Source organism: Alteromonas sp. MMG017 (genome assembly GCF_018100795.1).
GTDB lineage: Bacteria > Pseudomonadota > Gammaproteobacteria > Enterobacterales > Alteromonadaceae > Alteromonas.
Map to the genome: position 1 here is coordinate 203253 of NZ_JAGJDY010000007.1, position 16384 is coordinate 219636.

Sequence of the window (16384 nt, forward strand, 5' to 3'; positions counted from 1 at the left end):
TACTTATATATAGCAGGTTTAGTTCGTTTTGGCAGTAGCATAAAGTTGCTGCCATTCTGTTTCTTCCACTGGCATTATTGATAACCTACCGCCCTTTTTCACCAACCCTATTTCTGTAATAGTAGGCATTGCCTTAATGACTGATAACGGCAATACGCTTTCAAACTTTTCTACAAACTTTACATCTACGCGAAACCATCGCGGGTTTTCTGGCGTCGATTTAGGATCATAGTAGTTAGACTCGGGATTAAACTGGGTTTCATCTGGGTAACCTGCTTTTACCACTTCTGCAACGCCTGCAATACCAACTGTTTTGCAACTTGAATGATAGATAAACACGTTATCACCAATAGCGACCTTATCCCGCAAAAAGTTCCTTGCTTGATAGTTACGTACCCCATCCCAAGGCTCAGTTTGCTCAGGCCGTGTTTTTAAATCATCAATGCCGAATGCATCGGGTTCTGTCTTAAATAACCAGTAAGCCATACATTTTCTCTTTATTATCCTAATTGATATAGCAAAGCAGTATAACAAAGGCGGGGAATTTAACGACAGCGCTATACCTAGGTTGCTGTGTACTGGTATAATACGCATTCGGTCTGCAATGTTTGTATTCGCTTTAAGCGATTTATGTGCGCTTTAGGCAGTTTTGTATTTGCCATAAGCAATATGAACTATGATGTACTGACCTACTTAATTCTTTTTTTCTCTGCTATATGTGAACCTTATGCAAGCCACCATTAAGGCCGATCGCGGTCTATTTTCCTACCCTAAATATTGGCCGCACTGCCTTGGTACTGCGCCGTTTCTTCCCATGTCTAAAGAGGAAATGGATGCCCTAGGATGGGACAGCTGTGACGTAATCTTAGTGACTGGTGATGCGTATGTTGATCATCCTAGCTTTGGTATGGCGGTGATTGGCCGTGTACTTGAAGCGCATGGTTTTCGGGTTGGTATTATTTCTCAACCTGATTGGACGAGCAAAGATGCATTCATGACCCTTGGTAAACCGAATCTTTATTTCGGTGTTACTGCGGGCAACATGGATTCAATGATCAACCGCTACACAGCAGACAAAAAGCTTCGCCACGACGATGCTTATACACCAGGTAATGTGGGCGGTAAGCGCCCAGACCGTGCGGTTACCGTATACGCACAACGTTGCCGTGAAGCCTTTAAAGGCACGCCTGTTATTGCCGGCGGTATTGAAGCTAGCTTACGCCGTATTGCACATTACGATTATTGGAGCGAAAAGGTACGTCGTTCAGTATTGTTCGACTCAAAAGCCGATATGTTATTTTTCGGCAACGCCGAGCGCCCATTGGTTGAAGTCACCCACCGTTTAGCGGCCGGTGAAACTATTAGCGAAATGCGCGATATTCGCGGCACCGCTATCATTGTGAAAGAGGCGTTACCTGAGTGGCAAGGGGTTGACTCAACCTCGTTAGATCGCCCTGGCAAAATCGAGCCTATCTCAAGCCCTTATCAAATGGAGCCTGAGTGTGACTCGCAAGATAAAGATAAAGCAAACAGCGAAGCGCCAGAAGCTGCGCCAATCGTGATACAACCCCCCACGCGCCGCAAGCCTTGGGAAAATGTATACGTGAAGCTGCCGGCTTACGAAACGGTAAAAGACAACAAAGTCTTGTATGCCCATACGTCACGTATTTTGCACCAAGAAACCAACCCTGGCTGTGCTCGTGCATTAATGCAGCGCCATGGCGACCGTCATATTTGGATAAACCCACCCGCCATGCCTTTGGAAACAGAGGAAATGGATGCGGTATTCGACCTTCCGTATCAGCGTGTGCCTCACCCTGTGTATGGCGATGCCACTATACCCGCTTACGATATGATTAAGTTCAGTATCAACATTATGCGCGGGTGTTACGGTGGTTGTACCTTCTGTTCTATTACAGAACACGAAGGCCGAATTATTCAAAGCCGCTCTGAAGACTCGATTATTCGTGAAATTGAAGAAATTCGCGATACCGTACCTGGATTTACCGGTGTTATTTCAGACTTGGGTGGCCCTACCGCAAACATGTATCGTTTGCGCTGTAAGAGCCCGAAAGCCGAGGCTACCTGTCGTCGCCCGTCTTGTGTATATCCAAGTATTTGCGCGCACATGGACACCGATCATAAACCGACTATTGATTTGTATCGTCGTGCTCGTGAATTGCCCGGCGTGAAGAAAATTCTTATTGCTTCGGGTGTACGCTACGATTTGGCAGTTGAAGATCCTGAGTACGTAAAAGAATTAGCCTTGCACCACGTTGGCGGCTATTTGAAAATAGCACCTGAGCATACCGAAGACGGCCCACTATCGAAAATGATGAAGCCAGGTATGGGCAGCTATTACCGTTTCAAAGAGTTATTCGACAAATATTCGCAAGAAGCAGGCAAAAAACAGTACCTTATTCCGTACTTTATTGCCTCGCACCCAGGCACCACAGACGACGATATGTTGAACTTAGCGATTTGGCTGAAAGAGAATAAGTTTAAGCTTGATCAAGTGCAGAACTTCTATCCTTCACCAATGGCAACAGCGACGACTATGTACCACACCGAAGTAAACTCACTTCGTAAGGTAACAAAAGACAGTGAAGACGTGCCTTCCGCTAAAGGTGAAATACACAGGCGTCTGCACAAAGCTATGCTTCGATATCACGACCCCAAAAACTTCGCGCAAATTCGTGAAGCCCTTAAACGTATGGGTCGCGAAGACTTAATAGGCCGGGGTGCACAGCATTTAGTGCCACCAGAAACCGCGGATGAGAAACGTAAAAAAGCGGCGAAAGGTAGAAATGGGGAACGTGCGTTAACCAAACACACCGGTTTACCGCCAAGTTTCCAACGCAAAGGTCGTGGTAAAAATAATGCCGCTGGTGCTTCTACTGAGAATAGAGGCGGAAAAAATGCCGGTCGCGATAACGCCACTTCTAACAGAAGTGGCGGCAGAAACAGCGGACAAAACTCGCCTAGTTCACAGCGAAGAGGGAAACCAACAGCAAAACGCTAGTTTCCCCTATCGCTAAATACTAACGATTTGTTACTTATTTCTTGTAGGCACTTTTTGTAGGCACAGCAACACCTTTGCTGTGCCACTTAAATACCACAAAGATTAAGTCTACTTCTCCGGTATTTTTTACTCCGTGTTCATCCCAAGGGGCGGCGTACAACATATCCCCCGTGTTTGCCTTAAACACTTCACCTTCTACGCTCCATTCCCCACTGCCCTGTGTCACTAATAGAAACTCTTCGTCACTATGTTCGTGAGGTGGGTGTATTTCTACGCCAGGTTTAATCACTGCCATCCCCGCCAATGATTGGCTTGTGCCAAAGGTTTCATCATTGTGGTAACTATAAAATATCCAGCCTTCGCCCTCATCAATGGCTGCATTAGCCTGTGGGATAACCTGTGTTTTGAAACTGTTTTCAGAGATTACTTTGTCGGTGTCATTCTTCTTGACCACAAGAGTATCTGCCGCAAGCGCAGCAGAAACACTGCCTAAAATACATAAAATAACAGATAGCACTACAGGTAAATTACGCTTCATTCATCATCTCCCTTTGGTAAATTTGCTTTTTTAATTACCGCCACATGAGGGGCAGTCAAACTGCTAATGTATAGCATATCCGTCGTTTCTAACACCCCTGTTGTAAGCGGATAATGTCCCGTTGGGTCTTGTAAATCACTCGTCACATTACCTTGTTCGTTAACTTTTATTACATGGCCGTAGGCTTTTGCTTTAGGGCGCAGTGAAACAGGCAGTCGTTGTACCACTTTACGTAAAAAGGGAGCGTTGGATAAATCGTCTAACGAGGCGGAACGAGGTGAAGCAAACCCTACCCAGTAACCGCCGTCTGGCGCTGTGGCAATATTATCGGGAAAGCCAGGTAAGTTATCGATGAACACATCCACCAAACCTGATTTAGGCCCAGAAATGAAGTAACGTAACACGCGGTAGCTGCCTGTTTCGTTCACTAATACAGACTGCTGGTTTTGGCTGATGGCAACCCCATTAGCAAAAATTAACCCGTCCATTAATACCCTAGTGACTCGGGTATCTGGATTGTACGCTAGCAATCGGCCATGACCCTTATGCTCTAAAATCTCTAAGAAGCTGCCGCTTAAGGTGCCGCCATAGGCTTTAGCACTAAATTTAGTGGTGGCGTCAGAAAAATATATCATGCCATTTTCTGCCACATCTACGTCATCAGCATACACAATGGCCGTTCCATCAACGCTGTCTGTTAACAAGGTGATATCGCCCGAGGGTGAAACTGAAAGTAAGCCTAGATAGGCATCTGCCACAATAAGGTTATCATTGGCATCGTACTCCAAGCCTAGTGGTCGGCCGCCAGTGTTTACCCAAGGTGTAAAGTGCGTAGCGTTAGGGGCTAACAGTAAAATGGCACCAGAATGCGTTGCAGTAGCAATAGTGCCATCACTTCGCAGTGCAAAATCCTCGGGCCCGAATTCGTTGCCAAGGGAAAGGCTATCAGAACGGGATAGTGAATCGTTAGTAAGGTGAACGCCGCTGTAACCGCTATCTTCTGGAGCTTCCCAAGCTACAGGTTCAACCGGCACGGGCCAAAGCAGTAAATATCCCATCACTGACAATAAAGCGATGATTAGTATAATTCGCATGCGCTACCTTTTGTAATTCCATCTAAATGTAGAACCGTAGCAATAGCATGTTCTTACTCTAGGGTTAAATTCAGATTGGTGATTATTCAATATGTTTAAACGCTATAGGTAGATAAACCATGACAACACAATGCCCACTAAGTAGGTGAATAAACCTTTATCAAAAGGGTAAGTGATTAGGTTAAGAGGAAAGTAAAAATGAGGACGGAGATAACTTTGAAGGTTTAGATGAAGGCTGAGATGCTGATTAAGCTGAAGGTTTAGGTAAAAAACAAAAGTTAGACACAAAAAACGCGTCTTTCACTTAGTTATATAAACTAAATAAAAGACGCGCTGTATTCGTTCACACGACAAACCTATTAATGTTTATCGGATAGTGCTTTTAAGCCATAGGCGATTGAGGCGCATGAGATTTTGACGTGCTCTGGTGAGTATCTTCATCGCTATTAGTTTCGTTACCACTATGACCATTTGGGGTTGCTGCCTGATTTTCTTTTCGAAAATTCAACAATAGAGTTTCACGCTTAAGCAAAGTGTTACCTCGAAAAATACTCCACACCACATATATCAGCATGGGTATGTTTAATTGCAACGATGCCACCGATAGTGCATGTTCCCCGTTCACAGCGCTATAAATAAATAAAAGCAATAACACACTGATACCTGAAATTATCAGCCACACTGGTTTGGTAAGTCTTTTGACGGCGACCGTAAGCGCTACGTTTAAAACCATTATTCCCCAGAATACTGCAATTAACGAACCCGCGAAGAACATGTCTGCTATTGCCGTGAATGCTAATGCACTCACACTGCCCCACACCGTGCAATACCATAACCGTGTGGCCAGCACAGGATGGGCTTTTTTAGATAACCATACTTCCATTCCCGATACGCACAACATGGTTAGCATAATACCCAAAACAAAATACAGCACTTTACTTGGTATCCCTGCAAAATCGCCAAAGTGAAGGCGGTAGACCGCCCACAACAATTGCTTACCCCATACGCCATCATCGTAACCGGCAGTACCTAAATAATTACCTGCAGTATCAAATCGGTATGCTTCACCGTAAATCAGTCGTCCCGGAACTTGCGCATAAATTTCGATGAATTGTTCTGGCTTGTTCACCTCGTGAACAGTCACAAATATAAGCGGGTTTTCTGGCGCTATGGTTTTCATTTGCGCGATGGCTTTGCCTATTTCAGGTTTGCCCTCTTGCGCTTCAATGACAGGATCGGGCGTAAATACTTGGTTTATTACCGCTTCCCTGTCGCCACCATAATTTAGTTGTGCCACAAGAACCAGTACAATTCCGGCTAACCCAAAGTACGTTCCCGTCACGCCAATAATCAAATGAAAGGGCGCTGCCCAAAGGCCAAAGCGATTATGTAAATCAATTTGGCTTTGTTGATAATTCCCACCGCGGCGTAACTTAAACGCGTCTCGCGCCAAACGTTTATGCGCTATAATCCCCGTAACAATAAGCGTGCAAATAACCGCACCTAAAGCACTCACAAGAATCATGCCCCAGCTTTTGGGAAGGTTGAGGTATAAATGCAAGTCCACCAACATTTCAGTGAAAAGTACGCTTTCTCTTTCTAGCAAATTCCCCTGTTCATCTGCGAAATATGCTGCATGGTCGTTTTCAACCACTAACCGAGGTATACCTGATGTAGGGAGTACCACAAATAGGTGATCGGTTTCCTCTGGATGTTGAGCTAAAAAGCTGTCCATCGCCTTTTCTACTGCCCCATCATCTAGGGTTTCAAATTCTGGAATATGCGGTTGTTCCCAGCGTTCAAATTCCAAATGGAACACGGCAATAGTGCCTGACAGGCACACTAAAAAAAGGAGTACACTTAAAAATACACCTATCCAACTGTGTGCATTCAGCGCTGATTGTTTTGTTGCTTTATTCATTTTGCTCTCCTAAATCGGCACTGCGTAAAGAACGGCAGTACTGATTGCTGCAACGAGAATGTATGTAATTATTGCGATAACTTTACGCTTAGTGGCTAAATAATGATAAGCGGCAAGCCCCCAGAGAATAGGAAGCAACACAATACTTGATGCTAATTTTCCAGCGGTATCAAAAGGCAGCAACGTGCATATCCCTAGCGCTAGCGTCACATTTATCACTAACAGCAAAACCAACACCACACATGCATGACCTAAATTTCGCATGCTTGATTGCAGTGAAAAGTGCAGTATTTTCGGTTGCGGTATATTTCTAGGCACAGGCAATGTCGATTGGTTTTTACCAATAAAAGGCCACACAAGAATACCGGGTAAACACAATGCATATAAAACCCCAAACTCCCATCCACTGGCATAAGACCATATCAGTGCAGATAGAAGCCAGATAACTACGCCTATATAAAGCACCAAAGACTTTTGGCGACGCCAACTTTCATAAACGGCCGCCATAGAGGCAATCGATAGGCTACCTGCTGTCAATAACATCAACATATTTCAAACCTTTTAAAATGAGTAAGTAACACTAGCATTCACCGTTCTGCGCAAGCCTGGGAAACAGTCACCTCTGAATAAACAAGATGTAAGGTATTCTTTGTCTGTTAGATTACGTACGTTAAGCTGAACGTTGAGGTTGTCTGAAAACTGATAGGCCGCCATTAGGTCTGCCAGAGCATAACTAGGTGTTTCATAACGTAGGGCTGCATTTTCTGATACAGATTTCCCTACATAACGAACTCCGCCACCAAGCGTGACATCGGCAAGAATTTCAGGCGTCCAACTTAACCATAGTGAGGCATTACTGTCTGGCTGTGCAGAGAGGTCGAAGCCATTTGGATCCTCAGCATCCATGATAGAAGCTGCAAATTGTGCTGATACTTGCCCCCATTGCACACGTCCCTCCAATTCTACGCCATCTATCTTAGTTATACCTTGTTGCTGACTTGCATCAGTTGGCAGACTATTCGGGTTAGGAAGATTAGAAATTTCGATATTGTAATATGACAACGTCATATAGCCTGGCAATTCGGAAAATGCATATTTCACCCCAGCTTCGAACTGACGCCCTTCTTCTGGCTTAAGCTGATTATCGTTATCATCTAGCCCAACGACAGTTTCAAACGACTCAGCGTAGCTCAAGTAAGGTGAAATGCCATTATCGAAACGATACAAGACGCCCGCAGAGTATGAAGTTTGAGAGTCATTTTGCTCGGAAGCACCATTATCGTTATCCACCCTGTCGTGGCGAAGGCCTAGCGTAACGCGCCACTGGTTGTAACTGATGTGGTCTGAAAGATAAAAGCCCGTATCTGTAACATTTTGCTCTGGGCTATCGTTATAAATGGCATCGAAAATAGCTTGTTCGGGTGCCCCAGTGTAGATGGGGTTAGCTAAATCTAATATATAACGGAAGTCGCCCTGAAGTACGCCACCGCCTGCGTAGTATGCGGAGTTCGCATCAGTATCAACATTCTGATATTGAATACCACCCAATATTTCATGTTCAAACATTCCGGTTTCAACGAGTTTATTTAGGCGAATATCGACCGCATGTTGATTAAAAGTATTATCAGCTTGATAAAAGGTGCGGGCAACATAAGTATCAGTGGGTGCTACCGGTGCCCCAATAAACGCATTTAGATAGCGTGAGCCGCCAGTAAATGTTGGCCAGGCTTGGTGGTAATCTGCCTCACCATCGCGCCATAATGCCGTAAAAGACATAGACGTGGTATCGTTGAAGATATGCTCCCCTAATAATGTTACCTGATTAGACTCAGTTTCAAATTTGTTGAAACCTGGCTCACCCGCATAGACGTCTTGGTCAGGTAGATAACTGCCATCAGCCAAGGGCAAGAGTGTTCCTTCAACCGGAATAAACTGCGCCGCCGTGTCACTGTCTGTGTTTTGGAACAAGCCAATCAAGGTCAATGTCGTATTGTCAGAAGGGAGAAAAGACACTGAAGGCATGAATACTTGGGTGTCGTCATTAACATGGTCGACTTGGGTGTTCGCGTCTCGATATACACCAACGAATCTGCCCAACCATTTTTCGTCTTCGCTAAGAGTAGCGTTTAAGTCAACGCTCACTTGTGCTCTATCAAACGAGCCATAACTACCCACTATTTCGCTTCCCTTTCCGAGTGTAGGTGTTTTAGATACATAATTTACAATGCCGCCTGGTGAACCTTGCCCATAAAGTACAGACGCTGGACCTTTGAGTAGTTCAACCTGCTCCATGGTGTATATCTCGGCGCGGGTCGAGTTATAGTTGCCAAAGAGTTCTTGAATAGAGTCCCTATAACGAGGAATACTTAATCCACGCGATGATATAGAATCTACCCGAGTGGCAAATCCGTAGGATTCCCCTGTGACGCCCGCCATGTAGGTCGCTGACTGAGAAAGGTTTAGCACACCTTTGAGTTTGAGATCCATCTCAGATTCAATAGAAATAGTTCTCGCTAAATCTACAATTGGCGTATTTGTTTTTGTTGCACCAAATGGGCTACGTTTACTGACAATTTCAACTTTTTCTATATCACTTTCAGCGATATCTGAACTTTGTTGTGCAAATACAAATTGAGGGAAAACAGTATGTGAAAGCGCCACTAGTGTGGCTAAGGTAATGGGTGAGTGCTTCATTAATTATTATGCTTATTAGTAGAGTCGCGTTTATATTTGCCGATAATTTACCAAAATAACAACAATAATGAAAATAAAAACTATTCCTATTTGCATGATTTTAACGCTACGATCAAAAAAGCTGACGATTTACGTCAGCTTTTTTATTTGTGGCGTTTTAAAAGCGCTAAGCCGCTTGTGTTTCTTCTTCCATTTCAATAACTTCATGGCTTAGCAAGTATTCAAATGCTGCTAGTGATGCTTTTGCGCCCTCACCCATTGAAATAACAATCTGCTTATATGGCACCGTTGTTACGTCGCCCGCCGCGAAGATGCCTGGCGCTGATGTATTGCATTTCGTATCAATCACAATTTCGCCGTACTTACTCATGTCTACTACACCTTCCATGAATTGGCTATTTGGTACTAAACCAATTTGTACGAACACGCCCGATAGTGGAAGCGAGTGTAATTCGTTAGTATTGCGATCTTGATACTCAATAGCATTAACTTTACCGTTTTCGGCGGTAATCTGATGAGTAGCAGCATTTCGAATAATCGTGATATTTTCACGCTTTTCAGCTTGGTCAATCAGTACTTGGTCAGCTTTAAGTTGTGGCATGAATTCAAATACCGTTACCGATTTCACAATACCCGCCAAATCAAGCGCCGCTTCTATACCCGAGTTACCACCACCAATAACTGCAACGTCTTTACCTTTAAAGAAAGGACCATCACAGTGTGGGCAGTACGCCACGCCATTACCTACGTTTTCTTTCTCACCTGGGACACCAAGTTCTCTCCAACGTGCGCCAGTGGCTACAACGATTGAACGAGTGCGAATTTGTTCGCCAGACGATAATGTAATGGTTTTAACATTACCCTGTTCTACAGAATCTACACGAACATGCTCTTTAAGCGTGATATCGTAATCGTTCATGTGCTCCATTAAATTACCTACAAGCTCAGGGCCGGTAGTTTTAGATACTGAGATAAGGTTCTCAATACCCATAGTATCTTTCACCTGACCACCGAAACGATCGGCAACCACAGTCACTTTTAAGCCTTTACGTGCGCTGTATATCGCTGATGCCACACCCGCTGGACCACCACCAATTACGGTAACGTCTTGTAACGGTAACGACTCACCCTTGTTCGCCTCTTTTAGCGAAGGGTCACGTTCGATAAGTTTGTCGATAAGCACCGATGCATCTACCTTACCGTTAGCAAACAGCTCGCCATTAAGGTAAACACTTGGAACACCTTGAATGTCACGCTCTGCTACTACATTTTGATACAAACCACCGTCAATCATTTCAGACGTAATGTTTGGATTAAGTAGCGCAAATTGGTTAAGCGCCTGAACTACTTCTGGGCAGTTGTGGCAGCTTAAGCTAATAAATACTTCGAAGTTAAGTTCTTCTTTAACGCCTTTAACAATCGCTTTTACGCTGTCATCAATTTTAAGCTCGGTACCTGATGCGTGAAGCATACCTAAGATAAGCGAGTTAAATTCATGACCGCCAGGGATACCAGAAAAGCGAATGCCTGTGTCTTCACCATCAGCTTCTAATAAAAAGCTGATAGAGCTGCGTAGTACACCATTGGTGTCACGCTCTTCAAGGCTTAATTTGTCACTTACACCAGCAATGTCGGACAGAAACGACACAAGCTCTTCACGCTTGCTGTGTTCACCGGTCTGTACGACGAAGGTTACGTTTTTCTGCATTGACTCAGCATAGCCTTTCAACGCTTGTAAAATTTCTTTAGTTAACACGGTAGTCTGCCTTATTTTCGACACGCCGATCCCCGCCAACCATTTTTCAGGCTAACAACATAAGCAGGAATTGGAAATTAATTAGATAGGGAGCGGAGACCCACTCCCATTACTTACTTATAAATTACTTATAAGTGCTAAGCAGTTGCTTAGATTTTGCCTACTAGGTCAAGAGAAGGTGCTAGTGTAGCTTCGCCTTCTTTCCATTTAGCTGGGCAAACTTCACCTGGGTGAGAAGCAACGTACTGAGCAGCTTTGATTTTACGAACTAGGTCGTCTGCATCACGGCCGATACCTTCAGAAGTAATTTCCATCGCTTGAACGATGCCTTCTGGGTCAACAACAAATGTTGCACGGTCAGCAAGACCCATAGTTTCACGCATACAATCGAAGTTGCGAGTGATTTCACCAGTAGGGTCGCCAATCATTGCAAACTTGATTTTGTTGATAGTGTCAGACGAATCATGCCACGCTTTGTGAGTGAAGTGAGTGTCAGTAGATACTGAGAATACTTCTACGCCACGAGACTGAAGCTCTTCGTACTTATCAGCAATGTCGCCAAGTTCAGTTGGGCATACAAATGTGAAATCTGCTGGATAGAAAACAAATACTGCCCACTTACCGCTGATATCTTCGCTGCTTACTTCGATGAACTCGCCGTCTTTAAATGCATTTGCTTTGAACGGTTTGATAGCAGTGTTAATTAATGCCATGTTTACTTTCTCCATTTAGTGAGTGTTGTTTTATACTTACGACTCTTAGTCTGTAAATACAAACAGTACGAAAATTTACAAAGCCCATTTTGTTACCAGCACATTGCTGTTGTGCAAAATCGACTTCGTTGAAACTGGTGATAAGAATAGCGCGCTTTTTTTAAAAAAACTAATTGGTATTTTTGAATGTTTCAATCAAATTTACCAATCAATAATATAAATTAATCGCAAAAATCCCGAACAAGCGAAATTTCTCACATTCCACCTCCCCACGCAAGCCTCGCATTCAAAAACCAATAAAGGTAATGTTAACGCCATCATTGTTACAACGGCATGGCAGTTATGGATCGCGCGAAATTTCTTAATCAAGAAATTGCTAGAATTGATGGCATCCCACCTTCTCCCCACTTAGCTAAACATTTGAAAATGGCTCAAAGCCCCTTCGTGTTTTACCGCGGTAGCGCACAACTATTTTATGCCGATTTAGCCAATCACCATCTAGTAGTGCCAGAGGCATGCTTTTCGATGTCACTAACCAGTGTAATGGGTGATTGCCACACGTCTAATTTTGGGTTTCTTACTGAGGAAGGCTCTCACGGTGACACCGTTATTTTTACGCCAAACGATTTTGATGATGCCTGTGTAGGTTATGCACATTGGGATATTCTTCGTTACCTTACTTCTCTGTCTCTTGTAGAAGCCCATTGCAAAGGTATTTCTGAAGGCCGCTTTTTAATAGATGTGCCAGACCCGTTAAAATCTGTGGTAGACACCCACCAGGTTAACCATGCTCAATCTCTGTTTATTCAAGAGTACGTGGCTACGTGCCAGCGGGTTACTGAAAATTCGATGGTTATTAATGAAGCTATGGAACAAGAGCCTGATGGCAAATTGAAAAAATGCTATAACAAAGCATTAGAGCGCTCTTCTTGCGGAGAAAAGTTTGAATCTAAAAGTGCGCTAGCTAAAGCGGTTCATTTAACCCAAGACGGCCTTAAATTTAAACACATCACCGATAAGTACACGCCATTGAGCCCAGTGGAACATCAAGAGGTGTTAAAGGCATTCGCACCTTATATGGATGATGATATCGTCGATATCACCAGCAGAGAAAATGCCGGCACAGGTTCGGTAAATATGCGCCGCTTTTACTTTTTAGTTGGCCCAAAAAAACCGCATAACGCTGAAAGCTTTCGTTACTGCCACATTGTTGAGGTCAAGCAACAACGCAAAGCCGCTCCCTTATTCTATTTCGACAATGTGTGCCCAGTGAATCAATTAAACCCTGCTCACTTAACCGCCCGCAGTCAACGACGAATGCAGCGCCGTCCAGACTTATTGTTAGATGAGGTTATTTGGGACAACGCTCACTGGTTAATTCGCTCACGCCACCACGCAAAAGTAGGATTAGACCCTCATGATATTGGTATGGGAAATAAAGCGCGAAATGGCGACTTTGGTTACTTCGCTAAACTGTGCGGGTACACCCTCGCCTTAGCGCATTGCCGTGGTGACAGACGAAGTACGCGTTTTGCAAAAAGCGCTGTAAAAGCGTTAAACCACCACACTAATAGTGCACTAATCACGAGTGCTAACCATTATGCAAAGCAAGTTATCGATGATCACAGTTGGTTTTGCGATACGCTAAAAAATACTTAATACGGAAGTTTATTGTCTTGTGACAACGCGAGCGCATTGAAAACTTTTTAGTCGTTGTAGGGTTATTTATAGATGCCGAAATGCCTTTTATGACGAGCTAATGTCATAAATAACCTTATTTAAATGATTTAACCCATTGATTATAATTACTTAATTAAAAATAAACTTGAATAACGTTAAGTCATTCCTGCGTTGACATTATAGTTATAGGCTAGGTCTAGCAATAACAAAGAGGGTCTGCTTTGACAGACCTAATAATAAAAGACCTAAGAGGGAAACAACCAGTGAAAACTTCATTGTCACTAATAACAGCAGGTATTCTTACTGCATTTTCGGCCAATGCCAGCGACTTAGTTATCAGCGGTGTTGTTGATGCGTCACTTACCGGTGGCCTTCCAAAAGCTGTTGAGCTTTACGTTGTAAACGATATTGCCGACTTATCAGTATACGGGCTTGGCTCAGCCAACAATGGCGGCGGTACTGATGGCGTAGAATTTACTTTCCCAGCAGATAGCGCCTCAGCGGGTAGCTATATTTATGTCGCATCTGAAATTGATGGTTTTACTGAATTTTTCGGTTATGCACCAGATTACGATACTTCGGCCATGGGTATTAATGGCGATGATGCGGTAGAGCTTTTCGAAAACGAAGCCGTTGTTGATACTTTCGGTGACATTGATGTTGATGGTAATGGCACAGCGTGGGAATACCTAGACGGCTGGGCTTACCGAAAAGATGGTTCAGTCGCCAATGGCGGTACTTTCTCGTCTGACAACTGGACTTACAGTGGCGTTGACGCATTAGACGATGCTGCGACCAATGCTGCCGCAACTACGCCCTTCCCTGAAGGTACTTTTAGTACTGAAGGCGGCGGTGATGATGAAGTTCCACCAGAAGAGCCAGTAATCGAGCTAGGCGTTTGTGCTGATGCAGCAACGCTTATTAGCACCATTCAAGGTAGTGGCGATGCGTCAGAAGAAGTAGGCAACGGGCATATCGTTGAAGCCATTGTTACTGGCATGGGTGCGGGCGGTTTCTTCCTACAAGAAGAAACGGCTGATAGCGATGGTGATGATGCTACTTCTGAAGGTATTTTCGTTAGCGGTAGTACTACCATTGCGGTAGGTAACGTTGCTCGCCTATACGGTGAAGTAGTTGAAAATTACGGCATGACTACGCTAAACCTGGACAGCGATGTAACTGCCCTAGATTGTGGCGCAAGCGATGACGTTCTGATGACGACTATCGATATGCCTTTCGATTATTCTCTTGAGCCGTTTGAAGGCATGTTAGCTTCTGTTGTTGACGCTACGGTAACGAGCACAAACGATTTATGGCGTTACGGTGAAATTCAAGTAAGTGACGGCGTCAAACGCCAGCCTAGCGACGTTGCAGCACCACTTTCAGATGCATACGTTGAAGCAGTTGCCGCTTCAGAAGCTAGCTTACTTAAAATTGAAGATAACAGCAGCTCTAGTTACCCAGACGCTATTAACTACTTCCCTACCTTTAGCTACGCAAATGCTATTCGTATTGGTGATACTGTGTCTGCCAGCGGCCCGCTAAACTATAGCTTCGGTGCGTTTAGAATTAATCCTACCGATGTGATCACAGTAACCTCTACTCGCGAAGCGAACCCAGTAGTAACTGAAGGTAATTTATCAATTGCTACCTTCAACGTTTTGAACTACTTCAATGGCGAAGTAGATGCAAACGGCGATGTAACCTACGATTTCGATTTAAACCGTGGCGCAGAAGACGAAACTGAATTCGCTTTACAAGAAGCGCGTATCGTTGAAGCCATTGTAGGCTTAAACGCTGACGTGGTTGGCCTAATGGAAATTGAAAACGACGGCTTTGGCGATGACAGTGCTATTGTTAGCTTAGTTGCTGCGGTAAACGCTGAGCTTGCTGATACTGAACAGTACTCGTTTATCAGCACTGCTGATAGCACAGCAATTGGTACTGATGCTATTACTGTTGGTTTGTTATACCGCGCTGCTATTGTAACGCCTGAAGGTGATGCACAAGTAGTAGACATGCCAATTCAGCAAATTGATGAAGATAGCGTGGCACAAATGCGTCCTTCTTTAATTCAATCTTTTGCCCATGTTGAAAGTGGAAAAACATTTGCAGTTGCTGTTAACCACTTTAAATCGAAAGGTTCACAGTGTGGTGAAGATATTGCTGAAGACGTAAGCGAAACTGATGCTATTCAAGGTAGCTGTAACGCGCTTCGTGTTTCTGCTGCTATTACCCTTGGTGAAGCACTAAGCGATGATAGCTTACCAGAGCGTATTCTAGTATTAGGTGATTTGAACTCATACAGTGCTGAAGATCCTGTTGCTGTTCTTACCGACTACACAGCAGAAACTCAAGGCTACACGGTAATGACCGCAGCTAACACAGGTATGGATGACGGTGCCTCTGTAGAAGTAACGGCCAACTATGGTTACGTTAACCTTGCAGAAGAGTTTGATGCTGAAGGTTACTCTTACTGGTTTTATGGTACAGAGCAAGTAGGTAGCTTAGACCATGTACTTGCAAGTGAAACCATGCTTGCTGATGCGGTAGACGGTGCACATTGGAGCATTAACTCTCCTGAAGTTTACCAATTCCAGTACGACCAAGCGCTTTCTTACTACCCTGATGAAGACGGCTATGCATTTACTGATGTAGGTCCATTCCGCAGCTCAGATCACGACCCGTTCATTGCAACCTTCAACTTAGAAGCAGAATTACCTGATGAAGCTGATCCTATTGAAGATGACAACGATTCAGGCGGCTCTATGGGTTTCATCTTAGCATTAATGGCTGGTGTTCTAACCTTTCGCCGCCGTTCAGCTAAGTAAATTCATCAAACGTAACCACCACAAATAAACGCTGGCGGTTTATAAATTAAAAAAGGGGATGGTTTAAAAACCATCCCCTTTTTATATGTACTTTGTATCTGCTCTGTATCCGTGTATTGCCCTATTGACGCATGG

General features: G+C 44.1%; 11 protein-coding genes. 3 read left to right on the forward strand and 8 right to left on the reverse strand.

From position 1 onward, the window contains the following. Positions 1-18: 18 nt before the first annotated feature. Positions 19-486: an EVE domain-containing protein gene (locus tag J8L84_RS12825; RefSeq protein WP_211071036.1), complete on the reverse strand. Its 468-nt coding sequence runs from the start codon at positions 484-486 to the stop codon at positions 19-21. Between the two features lie 241 nt (positions 487-727). Here J8L84_RS12825 and J8L84_RS12830 point away from each other — a divergent pair, with 241 nt between their 5' ends. Then, positions 728-3022: a YgiQ family radical SAM protein gene (locus J8L84_RS12830; RefSeq protein ID WP_211071037.1), complete on the forward strand. Its 2295-nt coding sequence runs from the start codon at positions 728-730 to the stop codon at positions 3020-3022. Positions 3023-3056: 34 nt separating this feature from the next. On the opposite strand, the gene J8L84_RS12835 is transcribed toward J8L84_RS12830, so the two are convergent. The 7 genes from J8L84_RS12835 to ahpC all read right to left on the reverse strand — a co-directional run bounded on the left by J8L84_RS12835 (position 3057) and on the right by ahpC (position 11738). Beyond that, positions 3057-3560 (reverse strand): cupin domain-containing protein, encoded by a 504-nt coding sequence (locus J8L84_RS12835; protein WP_211071038.1) that lies wholly within the window; start codon positions 3558-3560, stop codon positions 3057-3059. Further along, positions 3557-4654, reverse strand: coding sequence for an SMP-30/gluconolactonase/LRE family protein (locus tag J8L84_RS12840; protein ID WP_211071039.1), 1098 nt, complete (start codon positions 4652-4654; stop codon positions 3557-3559). The genes J8L84_RS12835 and J8L84_RS12840 overlap by 4 nt, the downstream gene beginning before the upstream one ends. 382 nt (positions 4655-5036) lie before the next feature. Further along, on the reverse strand, positions 5037-6575 hold the full coding sequence (locus J8L84_RS12845; protein ID WP_247670761.1) for a PepSY-associated TM helix domain-containing protein: 1539 nt from the start codon (positions 6573-6575) through the stop codon (positions 5037-5039). Positions 6576-6584: 9 nt separating this feature from the next. Continuing rightward, positions 6585-7124, reverse strand: a complete 540-nt coding sequence (locus tag J8L84_RS12850; RefSeq protein ID WP_247670762.1) for a hypothetical protein — start codon at positions 7122-7124, stop codon at positions 6585-6587. Between the two features lie 12 nt (positions 7125-7136). Beyond that, positions 7137-9269 carry a TonB-dependent siderophore receptor gene (locus J8L84_RS12855; RefSeq protein ID WP_211071040.1) on the reverse strand — a complete coding sequence of 711 codons (2133 nt, stop codon included), beginning with the start codon at positions 9267-9269 and terminating at the stop codon, positions 7137-7139. A gap of 166 nt (positions 9270-9435) precedes the next feature. Beyond that, on the reverse strand, positions 9436-11025 hold the full coding sequence (ahpF, locus tag J8L84_RS12860; RefSeq protein ID WP_211071041.1) for an alkyl hydroperoxide reductase subunit F: 1590 nt from the start codon (positions 11023-11025) through the stop codon (positions 9436-9438). Positions 11026-11174: 149 nt separating this feature from the next. Then, positions 11175-11738: an alkyl hydroperoxide reductase subunit C gene (gene ahpC / locus J8L84_RS12865; protein ID WP_211071042.1), complete on the reverse strand. Its 564-nt coding sequence runs from the start codon at positions 11736-11738 to the stop codon at positions 11175-11177. Positions 11739-12080: 342 nt separating this feature from the next. Between ahpC and J8L84_RS12870 the strand changes: the two genes are divergently transcribed. Beyond that, on the forward strand, positions 12081-13397 hold the full coding sequence (locus J8L84_RS12870; RefSeq protein WP_211071043.1) for a DUF2252 family protein: 1317 nt from the start codon (positions 12081-12083) through the stop codon (positions 13395-13397). A gap of 284 nt (positions 13398-13681) precedes the next feature. Next, positions 13682-16249, forward strand: a complete 2568-nt coding sequence (locus J8L84_RS12875; RefSeq protein ID WP_211071044.1) for an ExeM/NucH family extracellular endonuclease — start codon at positions 13682-13684, stop codon at positions 16247-16249. Positions 16250-16384 lie beyond the last annotated feature (135 nt).

What these genes read in the sequence shown, in the direction of transcription:
- J8L84_RS12840 (WP_211071039.1), bottom strand. Translation starts at nt 4,654, where the DNA reads ATGCGAATTATACTAATCATCGCTTTATTGTCAGTGATGGGATATTTA.
- ahpC (WP_211071042.1), bottom strand. Translation starts at nt 11,738, where the DNA reads ATGGCATTAATTAACACTGCTATCAAACCGTTCAAAGCAAATGCATTT.
- J8L84_RS12850 (WP_247670762.1), bottom strand. Translation starts at nt 7,124, where the DNA reads ATGTTGATGTTATTGACAGCAGGTAGCCTATCGATTGCCTCTATGGCG.
- J8L84_RS12835 (WP_211071038.1), bottom strand. Translation starts at nt 3,560, where the DNA reads ATGAAGCGTAATTTACCTGTAGTGCTATCTGTTATTTTATGTATTTTA.
- J8L84_RS12870 (WP_211071043.1), top strand. Translation starts at nt 12,081, where the DNA reads ATGGATCGCGCGAAATTTCTTAATCAAGAAATTGCTAGAATTGATGGC.
- J8L84_RS12830 (WP_211071037.1), top strand. Translation starts at nt 728, where the DNA reads ATGCAAGCCACCATTAAGGCCGATCGCGGTCTATTTTCCTACCCTAAA.
- J8L84_RS12845 (WP_247670761.1), bottom strand. Translation starts at nt 6,575, where the DNA reads ATGAATAAAGCAACAAAACAATCAGCGCTGAATGCACACAGTTGGATA.
- J8L84_RS12855 (WP_211071040.1), bottom strand. Translation starts at nt 9,269, where the DNA reads ATGAAGCACTCACCCATTACCTTAGCCACACTAGTGGCGCTTTCACAT.
- J8L84_RS12825 (WP_211071036.1), bottom strand. Translation starts at nt 486, where the DNA reads ATGGCTTACTGGTTATTTAAGACAGAACCCGATGCATTCGGCATTGAT.